This is a genomic window from Paenibacillus sp. FJAT-26967, assembly GCF_001541095.1.
GTDB lineage: Bacteria > Bacillota > Bacilli > Paenibacillales > NBRC-103111 > Paenibacillus_F.
Genome location: NZ_LMXH01000006.1, coordinates 108,363 through 121,915, shown reverse-complemented (window position 1 = coordinate 121,915; position 13,553 = coordinate 108,363). Strand labels below are relative to the sequence as shown.

Sequence of the window (13,553 nt, the reverse complement as noted above, 5' to 3'; positions counted from 1 at the left end):
GGCGTAATAAGCAGCGGCCAAGAAAGGGGGGACTCTTCTGTTTACCCATACATATCCGAATTTCGCCAAAGGGCGGATTCTGAGAACAGATATGCTCGAAAGTCTGAGAGATTATCCTCATGAGTTGTCCGACCTGTATTTCCGGGAGTATTCGGACGGCATTCTGGCCGGAGTGTCCGTGCAGGTCCGTGAGAACAGCCTGATTGTCGGTGCAGGCATCGTGAAGCACGGGGGCCGCATTTATACGCTGATGCGCGAATGTGAGCTTCCCTATGAGGCTTGCGGCCAGGAAATCGCACTGAAGCTGCGGTTCTATCCCGCCGAGAAAGACGGAGATTTCACCGTGTACCGCACGGAATTGCTGCTCGTTGAGGCGGATGAGGCGGCTCCGGACGAAATGGAGCTTGCCCGCTTCAAGCTGAAGGAGGGCGCCAAGCTGCGCCGGGACTACCGGAGCTTCACGGATTTCGCGACGGAATACAACACGCTCAATCTGCTTCATGCCGAGTATGCCGGTTTCCGTCAGAGCACGCTGCATCCGGAGCTTCTGCGTTATTTTGCTGCGGAGATGATGAAAAGCCGCACGGCCAATCCGCATGATCTCGTGTTCGCGATGCACTGCCTGAACACGCAGGCGGTAGACCGGGAAGCCATTCTTCATTATGTGGCGGCACGATCGGGCCGGGATTACAAGGCCTATACGAATGTTCAAATCCATACGCAGTTGTGCCGGATCCTGGAGGATGCAGGGAGCGGGGGCAGGCAGGTGCCGGGCGGAAGATTCGGGGCACCACAGCGTATGATCGTCGATTAGAGCTTAGAGAGGGCGGTGAGTGCAGTGTCATTTTCGGACGAGAAAATTATTGCCATGCTGAGCAAGATGGAGGATTTACAGCACGCCAAACGTATCGGGGAAGGGCCGATCCATATCGGGCAGCGCTCGTATGATTTTGAGCAGCAGGCTTTTTATGAGGACAAGCTGCTGGTTTATATTCCGAAGGATTTTACAGATATGCCGGATCATATGAGTGCGATTAAGTATCCTCATACCCAGCGTCCCCAGATTATCAAAATGAATGAAGACGGCAGCATTAACATTACGCTGAGCCGGATCGATCAGGATTTGGAGGATGACTGGGTTCAGGAATTAACGGAAGGCATGATGGCGATCCTCCGGAAGGTCAATCCGTCTAATGTGTTTTTTACCAATGGAATAGAGGAAATTCACGGGAAAACTGCCGGGTACTTCGAGTTCAAAAGTCCGGCGCTGGATACGTTTCTGTACAATCTGATGTTCTTTATGGAACTGGACGGCAAGACTTTGATGGGGACATTCAGCTGTAAATATAGCGATTATGAGGCTTGGCGGGATACCGCCTTTGAGATGATGAGGGCCGTGCGTGTAATTCAGGAGGAGGAAGGCGGGGAGCAGGAATGAGTCCATCTATTTATACGTTTACCGACATTTCGGTCGCGCCTTACAAGTTCGAGAGAATTACGGACTTGAAGCTGGTCAAAGAAGTGAACGAGCATACGAAGCTCACGATCAGCGGAATCGTACCCGAAGACATGCTGGACCGTTATGTGGAGCAGGCCGATGAGAATGAACATATTGCGGTGTCGGTACAGGATGAGGGGCGTACGCTGGTTATTTTTCAGGGAATCGTGACGAATATGGCGGTCCAGGCGGTGCAGAATGTCCGCACGATTACGATTGAAGCTCAGAGCTCGACCTTGTTAATGGATATCAAGAAGAAAACCCGCTCCTTCCAGAACAGCCAGCAAACCTATAACGGCCTCTTCGATCGTATTACTGGCTCGTATGCGAATTCGGATGTGGTGGTGGAGGCTTCAGGCGGAACAAGCGTCGGCGGGCTGCTCGTCCAGTACAAGGAAACCGACTGGGAATTCGCGAGGCGTCTGGCTTCCCGTCTGCATATGCCGCTGCTGCCTCTAAGTTCGCAAAAGGGCATGAAATGCTACGTGGGCGTACCGGATCTGGGCGAACCGTATAAGCTGGACGAGTTTAACTACAGCATCCGCAAAGACCTGAAGGACTACAAACGGAAGTCGGAGAACGGCATCAGCGGTCTGGATGAGCAGGACAGCATCAGCTATGAGGTCAGCAGCGGCAAAATTCTGGAGCTGGGCAGTCCGGTGAATTTTCAGCGCAGGAAGCTGTACGTATACCGTGCTCAGACGCAGATGGAAGGCGGCATTCTGGTCAGTCGGTATGTACTGAGGGACAAACAGGGTTTCAGCTGTCCTACGATTTATGCATATGCGCTTGCGGGAACCTCGCTGTTCGGCTCCATCCGGGATGTATCGAAGGATAAGGTGAAGGTACGGCTCCAGATTGACGGAGCTTCCAGCGAATCGATGTGGTTCCCCTATTCCACCGTGTACTCATCTCCGGACGGAAGCGGCTGGTACTGTATGCCGGAGGTCGGGGATGAGGTGCGGCTGTATTTTCCGGATGAGCAGGAAAAGAACGCTTTTGCGGCCAGTTCAGTCGACACGGATTCTTCCGACCCCCAGAAACGCAGCGATCCCTCTGTCAAAAGCATCAGCACGAAGTACGGCAAGCAGATCGTCTTCAAGCCGGGCTCTGTTGAGATTATCGGCGGCGGCAACCTCTTGATGCGACTGACGGACGACGGTGGAATTGAAATTAATTCTCACAAGAAAATCGCCATCTCGGCAGCAGAGGATATCGAAATTACCGGCGGCGCCAAAGTGATTATCCAGGGGGATGAAGGGATCGATCTGGTGCAGGCGGCTGCGCGCCTCATTATCCAGGATGAAGTGAAAATTACCGGCGGCAAGGTGAATATCGAATGATCCTATTCCCGGATAAAGTGTCGGCATTGGAGGACTTCCTGGAGAAGCATGTTTTTCACCGGTGGCAGGATGACCTGATGACGATTGACCATACATACAAAGAACAGCAGGCGGATATAGAGGCGGGTTTCGTCTCGGTTTTCGATACGGTGTGCAGGCAAGCTGCGGGGTTTCAGGATCAGGGGGGCAAGGGCGGGATCCGGTATCTCTACTTCTCTTTCATGCGGACGAGCCTCCTGGATAACAGGCCCTGTTACCGGATTGAAGCCTATGACGAGAACTGGTTTATGGATACGGCGGACTGCATGGCAGAGTGGCAGCCGGATTTTATTTTTGATCCCCTGCTTCTCCGGATGGCCGCTCTGGAGGAGACGAGGAAGCCTTATGCAAGACGGATCACTTCGGCTGATCTGGACCGGATCAAGCAGATTGAGGCAGTGAAATATCACCTGCTGACAGCCGAGTTCATACGCAATATGCTGCCTCGGCTTCTTGCATGCGGCGGTTACGAGCGGATGAGCAAATCGCCTAAGATTGCTTTCCTGGCGGGAGAATATAGAGATCAATGCGAGCTGCTGCATGGCTCACTGGATGAGGACAGCAGCGCTACTGGAGCGGATAACCGATGATGGATTACTTCGTGTTACAACAAGACCGGCGGTACGCGGATGTTCCCGTGCTTCTGGATGTGCGGAGCCAGATTGACGTCCGGGACATTCATCCGATGAGGGCAGGCAATATCCCCGGCACCGTGGTGATGCACGTGAAGTCGACGAAGGAAACGGAATACCCGGATGTGCTGGATGGACAGCTGTATTTAATGTCAGACCGGCTTAGACAAATAGTAAGCCTATACGAACCGCGCCTATTGTTTAAGCTGATTCCTCTCATTGACCGGGTTCAGCGCAAACAGAGCAACTACCATCTCCCGGTCTTTGAAGATGCGGATGTGCTGAGTCCGGCCAGCGAATTTAATCTCGATGGTTCGGTCATTAAGCGGCTGGTTCTGCAAAGAGACAAGTTAGCGGGGCGTAGGATATTCAAGATCAAAGAAAGCTTGAAGCCGCTGATCGTGGTTCGTCTGGATGTGGCCGAAAGCCTGCTGCGGCGGGATTTTGAAGGCATCTGCCTGGAGCGGGTTGCGGTAGATGAAGGAAGCGTAGCGGGTGCAGCTGTCCGAATATAAAGAGTTGTTAAAGGAGTAGAAATTTCGAGATGTCCATTGTATTAGTGAGACAACTGACCAGAAAAATAATAATGCCGATGTACGGGCCTGCCAAAAGAAATGCGGAGGGAGATATGAAACTGACCCGTCTAGCCACGTTCCGCTGGTTTATTAGTATAGGATTTCTGTTTGCCCTGCTTGTTCTGATTATGAGTCCCTATATAGAAATGAGCCCGGAGGAAAGCAGGCAGTTTTTGCTTGTTATCGGGGGGTGTTCGGTAGTTTTGGGTATGTGTACCCTGATTGTCCTAGTGTCCAAAACGGTTGTAACGGATAGCTCGGTACGAACCTATCTGGTGATCGGGAGCAAGTCCGTAGACTTTGAAGAGATCCAAAGCGTAGGTTTCACCCGTTTTTTCGGCGGGCAGGTCATTCTGCAAGGTGCGCGCAGCACCGTCCGGGTTCCGCTCATGAGCACGGGAGCAGCAGAATTTGTAGAGAAATTAACGGAGAAGCTGGGCAGAGAACGGAACGGGGCGGCGGTACAAGCCCTGGCCGAGCAGAAACGGCAGTTCGACAGACTGTAACCGGCCGGTCGTAAACCAGTAAACGGAGGAGGTCGACTAAGATGGAAGCATCCGAGGGCGGAGTGTCAGCGGAACCCCGCTATGTGGTAAGAGGGGCGTGTATTAAATGCAGTTTCGGTTCACATAAGAGGCACATCAACCTGCCCAATAGCCACGGGTCCTATGTCAACGGGAAGCCGATGTTGAATGAAGATGACTTCTCGCCAGGAAATATATCCCACTTCGGTGTGTGCAGCAGCCCGTTTAATCCAAGTAGAGGTAACGTATGCTTCATCGGTGAAGACGGGACAACCCTGCATACAGGGAAACCGTGCCTGCCTTCTATCCTGTGGAAATGGACATATCCCAAAGAGACGACCAAAGTAGACGGCAAGCCGGCTTTGACGACTAAGTCGGAGATATACTGCGAGTTTAAGGGAATTATCAAATTCTTGAACGACGGGCAGCATGATTGAGGCTTTATTCACTTTTATAAACGAAAGGAATTAACCGTAGTGTCTTATACAGATCCGTTAACTACCATTAACAATAAAATAACCCATGCTGTTGTAGCAGGCATGTTGTGCTCTCTTATTACAGTAATCCAATTATATGCGGTATTAGACAGCCCCGAATATTCGGAATCAATTTGGACGTATTTGTCGGATCCTATCCTTGCAGTCGGATTAACCGTGGGTGTGTACAAAAAAAGTCGTATTTGTGCGGTTCTGCTATTTACTTACTATCTGGTATCGAAGTTAATCCTTATAGCTTCCACGAATGACGTAAACACCTTTGGTATAATCATGACTTTCTTTTTCCTCTATTATTTGGGACAGGGAATTACAGGGACATTCGCGTATCACAAATACCGCAAGAACAAACGAAAGCAAGCGGAAACCACCGGACCGATAGAGCCGGCAGGTCATTAAGCTTCTAACTGACTTTAATGATGGTGTGAATTTGCCGGTGACCTACAAGCGGCCAACTGGAACTGCTACATACATACGTTACCCAAGTACGGACCGGTGATGAACCTATGGTTGAGGTTTTTAGCCGGTTTTTATGAAAAAGGCAAGAATACTCACAACTAGAGGCGGACAGCAGGATCAATAATCCGAGCGGAGGCTGACGGGGTATGATAGGTTACGACCAGATACGAGTAATATCTCCCTACCGGATGAAGCGGACCGAACACATGGAGATCACATGGAAGCCGGGTGAGCATGGGCGGATGGTTCTGCGCGGGATTGTAGACGATGCGGACCATATCGGCGCGGTACTCGAAGCTTCCTCTACCGATGAAATACAAGTCTTAGAAAGCAGCGGGGATGGGGACAAACCGATCTTCAAGGGCTGGATTACAGGAATTGGGACCACGAATGCTAGTGGCGTCTATAGCCTGGAGATCGAAGCGATGACGGGCAGCTACCTGCTGGATATTACCCGGAAAAAGCGTTCGTTTCAGCAGATCCGTATGGATTATCCGGCGCTGGTTGAGCAGATTCTGAAGGAGTATCCCGGTCAGGATGTTCTGTTCAGTGTCGGGGCAGGGGAGTCCATCGGCGCACCCGTGATCCAGTATGATGAGACGGACTGGGAGCTGCTGAAACGGCTGGCGAGCAGGTTCAACGCCGTGCTTCTTAGCCATTTGTGGCACAGCGAGCCCAAGATCTGCTTCGGCGTGCCTCAGTGCGCCAGCAGTACGCTGCCTGCCGATACGTCCTACACCGCTTTTAAAGACTTGTATGCTTATCAAAAAGCAGGGGGCAGCAGCGCAGGTCTGCATGATACGGATTTCTTCGGATACGAATTCGAAAGCGGCCACCGCTATGCGCTGGGGGACGAGCTGAAATTCCGGGACAAAGCGATGCGGGTCAGCGAAATGTCCGCCCGGATGGAAGCGGGGCAGCTCAAGTATACGTACCGCCTCTCCCGGCTGGAGGGGATGTACCAGCCTGCGCTGCATAACGACAAGCTGACCGGAATCTCGCTTCAGGGCAAAGTGCTGGACTCCAAAGGCGAGCTTGTGAAGCTGCACTTGGCGATTGACCCAGAGCAGCCCAAAAGCACCGCGCACTGGTTTCCGTTTGCGCCCGCGACGGGCAGCGCCATGTACTGCATGCCCAAAGTCGGCACAGACGCGAGTCTGTATGTGCCGGACGACAGCGGCAGCAGCGCCAAGGTGCTGGAGTGCGTGCGCACCAACGGCGACAGCTGCGCGAAGACGGGCAACCCGAGCAACCGCTACTTCGGCACGGAGCACGGGAGCGAGGTCGAGCTGACGCCTACGGCGGTTAATGTGGTCAGCGGCTGCAAAGAACCGCTGAAGCTGAGCTTCGACGACGCCACGGGCGTCACGATCACCAGCCACAAGAAGCTGACGATGAAGGCAGGCGAGGACATCTCGCTGTATACGCCCAAGCGGATTGTGATCCAGGCGACCAGCCAGCTGATGGTGAAGAAGCTGACGGCGCAGAGCGGCTTCGCGATCGAGGGGGAGTACCACTTTCTCAGCGAGAATGTGCTTAAGGAAGGATCGGACCGGACAGCGTATGCGCCTTACCAAGATGAGCCGGCTGTGGGTACGCCTCCGCCTCCGCCCGATCCGCCGAAGGAAAAAAAGAAGTTTAGCTGGGGGAAACTGATTGCGGCAGCAGTAGCGGTAGTTGCTGTCGTGGCCGTAGTGGTTCTGGTTGTAGGAACGGCCGGGGTTGGCGGGGCCATTCTAGGCGGGGCACTTATGGGGGCCGCTATTGGCGCAACTGGAGCAGTAGCTGCAACCGCAATTTCGGATAAGATGAATGGAACGAAGAGCAGTTTTGAAGAGTATCTGTATAATGCGGTTAAAGGAGGAACAATAGGAGCTTTGTGCGGAGCCATATTCGGACCATTTGGTATGGGCGCAACAACAAGCTCACTATTGCCACAGACAACCAGTCAATTAGCGCAAAAACTTGGCGGCATGATGTTTGTTGGTGGGGTAGATAGTTATACAGGTTATGCCGTATCCGAACTTATAGAAGGGCGGACGGGTACTTTAAGTGGAGGCATGAGTGCGTTTAAAGATGGTGTATTATTCGGTGGTATTTTTGCCGCTGCTGCTCCGGTAGCTAAATTCCTTAAAGATGGGGCCCTGTCAGTAGGAAAGAACCTTCAAACTAAGATAGGCAGGTTAGCAGGAGAGGGAAGCAAACTAGGAAAAACATACACGCAGGAAGCTAAACAGAACTTAGATGAGTTGAGTAATGCTCTCAGACAAGAGAAATTAGCTCTGGCAAATGGACCTGATCATGTGAGGATGTCCAATCCAACTGATGATGTAGGAGAGTTAAAGAAAACACCTACTCAAGAAAATTACATAAAGGGAATGGAAGAGAACGCGGCGAAGAGAGTTAAGAGCAAAGGGGAGTCTGAGGGGACGGGCGATGCTAAACCAAAGTTACCTTCTGATGAGGAGTTACTTAATGCTGTTACTGAGTGGTCAAACATGCAGAAAAAACTAGCACCATCAAAAAGAAAATTGGATAACTTTAATACAGCTGCCGTAGTTTATGACTTGAGAACAGATAAATACTATTACGGAATGAATAAAGGTGTACAATTGAGTGGTGATGCTAAACACCCAATATTATTTGGTGGGAAAGACCAGGCAGGGTTACTACCAGAAAACTCTTTGAATAAATACGCTTTGGGGAATTGTGCAGAGGTAGATGGAGTTAATCAAGCTTTAAATCAAGGTGCTAAAATAAGTGATTTGTACTTATACACTGTTGAGACGACTCCGAGTGCGTTTGGAAAAGCAAAAGAAGCCTGTAAAAATTGTTCCTTTACCTTTAAAGGAAATGTAGCGGATGCACTGACTGGATGGTATAAAGGAGGAGAGTGAAATTGAATATGAATATGGATAGATTTAAACTAATTTCATTCAGAGGTAGAGTTGCATATGGGATTAGTTGTTTTGAGAATGCACTAATATCATTAAAATACAATTCAGATGACTGGAAAATTGTTTTGAGATATCTATGGGAGTTCACAAGTTCAAATAACTTAGAAGACTGTAACTCAGCAACAGCTGAATTAATTCCTGAAAATTTAATGGAAACTAAAACATATGATGAAGATTTTGAGCGGATAAGTGAAGATGAATACCTATGTTTATATAATCTATATCAAAATATTGACGAATCAATACATACCTTACTGCGAGATATTCATGAACTTGGAGTTAGTCATGCTTATACTAATATTAGTGGATATGGAAAAAGAAGTCTGGATTCATTAGAAACACTTATCTGTCATATGATGAATAACGGATTTCCATTACCTGATATTGAACCATTCTTGAAATCTTCTATAAAGGAAGACGAAGGATGGGGGGATGAGTTTGATGGTATAAAATTATCTAAAATTCTGTAACAATCGAAATTATGGGTTCCTAAAATTACAATTGAAGTAGTTCATAATGAAAAAATTACTGCAAGAAGAATTGCTGCTTGATGATAGAATCCCCTTCCAAGATAGGTGTATCAAGTATTACAGATAGCGTTTATAGCGAAACTATTTGACTTCAGTTTTTTAAAGAGTATATTGGCTCTGGAAGAGTGGCTATTAAGAATAAAGAGTTACACAAATCCTAGGTTTACATAGTTTTAGTTGAAATTTTACAACAACCAAACACCTAACTGATTCAAACACTTGATAAACTTTCAAAAGCTCTTTCCCACTTGAATCATGAGTAGGAATGAGCTTTTTGGCATGCCTAAAATCAATGGAGAACGAATAGAATGGCAAACGTGAACAGGTTAGTTGCAGAAGAGTTGAAGAAACAGCAACCAGCACAGGAAGCGGGGCGGCGGTACTCGAAGCTTCCTCTACCGATGAAATACAAGTCTTCGAAAGCAGTCCGGAATTTCGTTTCAGGGCAAAGTGCTGGACTCCCAACGCGAGCTTGTGAAGCTGCACTTGGCGATTGACCAAGAGCAGCCCAAAGGCACCGCGCACTGGTGAGGGATGGTTGATTCCAATGGGATCGAGTCCTATCGGGGGGGGGGGGAATCATTATGCGGCGGATCGAACAGATCCTGCCCCCATTTGGCCCGGCTGCACGGAGCATGTGTGAGGATTATATGAAAAGATTTGAGAATAGATAAAGTAGAACATATGCGATCTTGAACATAGGCCTTGAACGTACGAGAAGCAAAGGGCTGTATTTTGTTCAAATTTGAGCCAAGGCTCTTCTCACCAGCTGATCCGCTTGCCGCGTTGTTTCGGGCAGCCGATATTGCGGACATAGGTTCAATATCCATTCTTGGGCTGTGGGCAGCGAGATTCTATGACCGATAGATACATAGATAGGCTTGACGTTATCCTGTGTTCTTAGAGCTGCGCCTACTATCTGCTCACCCGCTTGCAGAGGAGAATACGATCCTCTCGTAAGACCGGGCTCCGAATACTCGCCGATCAATCTGGTTTTCCCGCAGCCAATGGCAGGGATATCGAATAAAACGCCCAAGTGGCTGGCTAATCCAAATCGTCTGGGATGAGCAATTCCTTGAGCGTCACAGACGACCAATTCAGGCAAGCTCCCGAGCTTCTCGAAGGCTTGGACTACAGGAGGCAGTTCGCGGAATGAAAACAGGCCTGGAATATAGGAGAACTGAGTCATATCTTCCATTACGACGGTCTCGATTACATGAAGGGAGACTGCTTCTAGAATAACAACAGCTGCAATGAGTTTGTTTGAAAGCTCGCTATAAGCGACATCAACTCCGGCGATATAATGAATAGGGTTTAATTGATCGTGTAGGGTAACTTGCAAAGCTAATTGCTTTTGAAGTGCGGTTGCTTCGGTTTCCGTTAAGTTCCAGGAATGCTGGATGACGGGTTTCACAGCGGCGGAGCCTCCTGCATGCCAGAATACGAGTCTTTATTAGGATTATATAACCCTATTTGCGAAGGGCAAAATGTTAAACTTTTCATTATATGATGGGAATTATTCATGCGGGCTCGCTGCAAGGGTCGGAAGACGGGGGAAGAGCACATGAATGAAGCGGACAGCTGTTTTCAGGGGGGCGGAAAATGTTTGGTTCTTTTTATTTCGGAGGCTGCTCTGAATGGAGTGAATTTAAAGAAACAATTCTAAGACTCCTGGAGGATGCCGGGTTCACAGATTCTGAAGATGAGTTCACCGTATCAACGAACGGTTTTACACTGTTTTTTCAAGAGGGTGGACATGGTGTGGTGTTTGCAAGCGAAGATTACGGAGTGGAGTTAAAATATAACGGGTACATCGACATCATCGTTTCTTATCCGGAGTGGGCATTCGAATTGATGGAATTTACCGGCAGGCTCCTTACAAGGTTGGATGGAGATTGTGTCTTGGAGCTGAATGATAAGCCGATTCTTTTGCGAAAAGATAAGGTTGTATGCGTGGACGATAAGAAATTGAGCGGGACAGCAAGATTTCCTTTTCACGGGTTGAATCTGGATTATGTGGAAGGGGACCTAAGTTGAGTGAGGGTTCCAGAGATTTCGATCCTGTGACGGCGACGATGGCAGCGATCTCGGAACGGTTTGGCGCTTTTATCAGGATGTTAAAGGAATAAAAGAATAGATATAAATAGATTAGCCTGCGAATTAGAGCCGTTTCTAATTATTTAGTTAAAACTGGAAACGGTTTTTTTATATGTATAGATTTAGATTTTTATCACGAATGAATTAATCTAAAACACCATGATTCAACAAATAACTACAATATTTATCGTGAAATGTCGAAATTAGGCATAAAGAAGTATCGAAAAAAGCCGATATAAACAAAGGGACCTAATGGACAAGTTTGGAAAAACCTACAAATGCGGAAACAACAATCTGCGTGGACAGCCGGCTGAGAGCCCGCTTGTTATGCCATAAGCAGATAGTATGACAGAACGGATCAGGAGAGGGAATGGTGTATGAAGGGTCTAATGATTTTCGACAGTTTGAAAAAGAAATTGATTGTGCTTATGTGCCTTATTCTTGTCACTAGTTTAGGTACCGTGTATGCGGCAAGTTATCTAACGGCTTCCGCCATGTTGACGAATTCACTGGACCAGGAATCCGCCTTGCAGTCGAAGCAGCTGGCTATGAAGCTGGATAAGTTCTTTGAGAGCAAAATTGCTATTGCGGAGACCGTTACGAAGCTGCTTTCCAAAGACTCGAATTATAATCAGGATTTGAAGATGATTCAACAGGCTCAGGAGCAGTACCCCGAATTTGAGACATTCTTCTTTTCCCATGATTTGAGCGGCAAAAAAGTAATCAGTTTCCAAGGGGAATCCAAAGACCTCAGCGACCGTCCGCATTACCAGGAAGCGGGCAAAGGGACCGGCAAAATAGTCGTTTCCGAGCCCAATGTTTCCATAAGGACGGGGAATAACGTGGTGACCCTGATCGTACCGATCATGAAGGGCTCAACTCAAACCGGCTATGCAGGTGCAACGATTCAGATTAACGAAATTCAGCGGTATGTGTCCGAGGAGAAATTCGGCGAAAGCGGTTACGCTTATCTGGTCACTAAGAGCGGTATGTTCCTATGGCATCCCGATAACGAGATGATTCTGAAATCCAACCTGAAGGACGTCAACGTGCCCGAGCTGCAGCAGGCATTCAGTAAAATTACAGCCGGCGAAAGCGGTACGGCTGAGTACAAATCAGACGGAGAGATGAAGTACGTCTCCTACGCTCCTACAGGTTTGAATTGGGGGATCTTCATCACGGCTCCTACCGCCGAACTGTATGCACCGGTTGACCGGCTGTCGCTTATCCTTGTGTTAATATCGGTTGTTACTCTGCTAATTGCCGGCGGATTGATTTATCTGTTCGCCACAAGGCTCATACAGCCTATTATTCGTCTTAATAAGGCGGTAAAACTCGTAGCGGCAGGAAACCTGTCCAACTCCGTCGAGGTTGCGGGGAATGATGAAATCGCTACGCTTTCGCAAGATTTCAATCTGACTGTCGGTCATTTGAAGCATCTGATCGAAGGCGTCTCGAAATCTTCGAACGAAGTTCTTCAACTGGGGAGCGAGCTTGGACAGCGGATCGACAGCGCGGCAGACTCCAGCCGCCTGACGAACAAGGCTATCGCCGGTATTGCGGTAGGCGCGCAGTCTCAGGCATACGCTTCGGAAGAGATGGCCATCTCGATGAACGAGATGTCGCGCGGCATCGTGCGGATCGCCGAAACGTCCGCGATGGTTGCCGAATCGGCTACTGAAGCGGCACGCGAAGCGGAAGAAGGAGCGGAAGTCGTCGAGCATACCGTCCGCCAGATGGGCGAGATCAGCAGCGGTACCTCGAATGCGCTGCATGCAGCGGAGCAGTGGCATGAGCGCTCCGGCGAAATCTCCGGTATCGTTGATACGATTACGGAACTGGCCGGGCAGATCAACCTGCTCTCACTGAACGCTTCTATTGAAGCGGCCCGTGCCGGTGAGCACGGACGCGGATTTGCAGTGGTGGCCGGAGAGGTGAAGAAACTGGCCGAGGCGTCCAAATATTCCGCGGGCAAAATCTCGGATCTGCTCAGCGATATCCGCAGCCAGACCGACCGCGTCGTCGAAGCCATGTCTGACGGCAACCGGAATGTGCAGGAAGGACTGAAGCTGATCGAGGAAGTACGCGATAAGTTCAGTCATATTCTCCGCTCATCCCGCCACGTGGCCGCCAACATCCAAGAAGTATCGGCAGCTTCCGAAGAAATGTCCGCAGGTGCAGAGGAGGTCTCGGCGTCTCTGGAAGAAATGCAGGGGATTGCCAAGCATACGTCGCAGGATTCGGATAAGGTGGCTGCCGCTACACAGGAACAGCTCGGTGCAATGGAAGAGATGAAGGAATCGATGCACTCGCTGGACAGCACGATGAAGCAGCTGCAAGAAGAGCTGAGCAAGTTTAAAGTGTAGAGAGCTGCTCGAATGATAGTAGGACTTTCCCATGTGGGA

General features: G+C 49.4%; 12 protein-coding genes. 11 read left to right on the top strand and 1 reads right to left on the bottom strand.

Annotation, left to right across the window (positions count from 1 at the left end):
* Nucleotides 1–37 precede the first annotated feature (37 nt).
* From AR333_RS19760 to AR333_RS19715, 9 genes are all read left to right on the top strand, one after another.
* The gene (locus tag AR333_RS19760; RefSeq protein WP_068777100.1) at nt 38–814 is read left to right on the top strand and encodes a DNA and RNA helicase; all 777 of its coding nucleotides are present in this window, start codon (nt 38–40) and stop codon (nt 812–814) included.
* A 24-nt stretch (nt 815–838) separates the two neighbouring features.
* The gene (locus AR333_RS19755; RefSeq protein ID WP_068777099.1) at nt 839–1,438 is read left to right on the top strand and encodes a hypothetical protein; all 600 of its coding nucleotides are present in this window, start codon (nt 839–841) and stop codon (nt 1,436–1,438) included.
* Nucleotides 1,435–2,841, top strand: a complete 1,407-nt coding sequence (locus tag AR333_RS19750) for a phage baseplate assembly protein V (protein WP_068777098.1) — start codon at nt 1,435–1,437, stop codon at nt 2,839–2,841. The genes AR333_RS19755 and AR333_RS19750 overlap by 4 nt, the downstream gene beginning before the upstream one ends.
* Nucleotides 2,838–3,470, top strand: coding sequence for a hypothetical protein (locus AR333_RS19745; protein WP_068777097.1), 633 nt, complete (start codon nt 2,838–2,840; stop codon nt 3,468–3,470). Before AR333_RS19750 ends, AR333_RS19745 begins: the two co-directional genes overlap by 4 nt.
* On the top strand, nt 3,467–4,027 hold the full coding sequence (locus tag AR333_RS19740) for a hypothetical protein (RefSeq protein WP_068777096.1): 561 nt from the start codon (nt 3,467–3,469) through the stop codon (nt 4,025–4,027). Before AR333_RS19745 ends, AR333_RS19740 begins: the two co-directional genes overlap by 4 nt.
* 29 nt (nt 4,028–4,056) lie before the next feature.
* Nucleotides 4,057–4,593 (top strand): hypothetical protein, encoded by a 537-nt coding sequence (locus tag AR333_RS19735; RefSeq protein ID WP_068777095.1) that lies wholly within the window; start codon nt 4,057–4,059, stop codon nt 4,591–4,593.
* A 41-nt stretch (nt 4,594–4,634) separates the two neighbouring features.
* Entirely contained in the window at nt 4,635–5,048 is a 414-nt protein-coding gene (locus tag AR333_RS19730) for a DUF4280 domain-containing protein (RefSeq protein ID WP_068777094.1), read from the top strand.
* Between the two features lie 662 nt (nt 5,049–5,710).
* Nucleotides 5,711–8,461 carry a hypothetical protein gene (locus AR333_RS19720; protein WP_068777092.1) on the top strand — a complete coding sequence of 917 codons (2,751 nt, stop codon included), beginning with the start codon at nt 5,711–5,713 and terminating at the stop codon, nt 8,459–8,461.
* Between the two features lie 8 nt (nt 8,462–8,469).
* The gene (locus AR333_RS19715) at nt 8,470–8,991 is read left to right on the top strand and encodes a hypothetical protein (RefSeq protein WP_068777228.1); all 522 of its coding nucleotides are present in this window, start codon (nt 8,470–8,472) and stop codon (nt 8,989–8,991) included.
* Between the two features lie 799 nt (nt 8,992–9,790).
* On the opposite strand, the gene nfi is transcribed toward AR333_RS19715, so the two are convergent.
* Nucleotides 9,791–10,465, bottom strand: a complete 675-nt coding sequence (gene nfi, locus AR333_RS19705; protein ID WP_068777090.1) for a deoxyribonuclease V — start codon at nt 10,463–10,465, stop codon at nt 9,791–9,793.
* A 188-nt stretch (nt 10,466–10,653) separates the two neighbouring features.
* On the opposite strand from nfi, the gene AR333_RS19700 reads away from it, so the two are divergent.
* Nucleotides 10,654–11,088 carry a hypothetical protein gene (locus AR333_RS19700; RefSeq protein WP_068777089.1) on the top strand — a complete coding sequence of 145 codons (435 nt, stop codon included), beginning with the start codon at nt 10,654–10,656 and terminating at the stop codon, nt 11,086–11,088.
* Between the two features lie 437 nt (nt 11,089–11,525).
* Complete coding sequence (locus tag AR333_RS19695) at nt 11,526–13,514, top strand: methyl-accepting chemotaxis protein (RefSeq protein WP_253735915.1); 1,989 nt, start codon at nt 11,526–11,528, stop codon at nt 13,512–13,514.
* Nucleotides 13,515–13,553: the final 39 nt, after the last annotated feature.

Excerpts from the sequence above, each read along its gene's own strand:
- AR333_RS19750 (WP_068777098.1), top strand. The coding sequence starts at position 1,435 with ATGAGTCCATCTATTTATACGTTTACCGACATTTCGGTCGCGCCTTAC.
- AR333_RS19745 (WP_068777097.1), top strand. The coding sequence starts at position 2,838 with ATGATCCTATTCCCGGATAAAGTGTCGGCATTGGAGGACTTCCTGGAG.
- AR333_RS19740 (WP_068777096.1), top strand. The coding sequence starts at position 3,467 with ATGATGGATTACTTCGTGTTACAACAAGACCGGCGGTACGCGGATGTT.
- AR333_RS19735 (WP_068777095.1), top strand. The coding sequence starts at position 4,057 with ATGTCCATTGTATTAGTGAGACAACTGACCAGAAAAATAATAATGCCG.
- AR333_RS19730 (WP_068777094.1), top strand. The coding sequence starts at position 4,635 with ATGGAAGCATCCGAGGGCGGAGTGTCAGCGGAACCCCGCTATGTGGTA.
- AR333_RS19720 (WP_068777092.1), top strand. The coding sequence starts at position 5,711 with ATGATAGGTTACGACCAGATACGAGTAATATCTCCCTACCGGATGAAG.
- AR333_RS19715 (WP_068777228.1), top strand. The coding sequence starts at position 8,470 with ATGAATATGGATAGATTTAAACTAATTTCATTCAGAGGTAGAGTTGCA.
- AR333_RS19700 (WP_068777089.1), top strand. The coding sequence starts at position 10,654 with ATGTTTGGTTCTTTTTATTTCGGAGGCTGCTCTGAATGGAGTGAATTT.
- AR333_RS19695 (WP_253735915.1), top strand. The coding sequence starts at position 11,526 with ATGAAGGGTCTAATGATTTTCGACAGTTTGAAAAAGAAATTGATTGTG.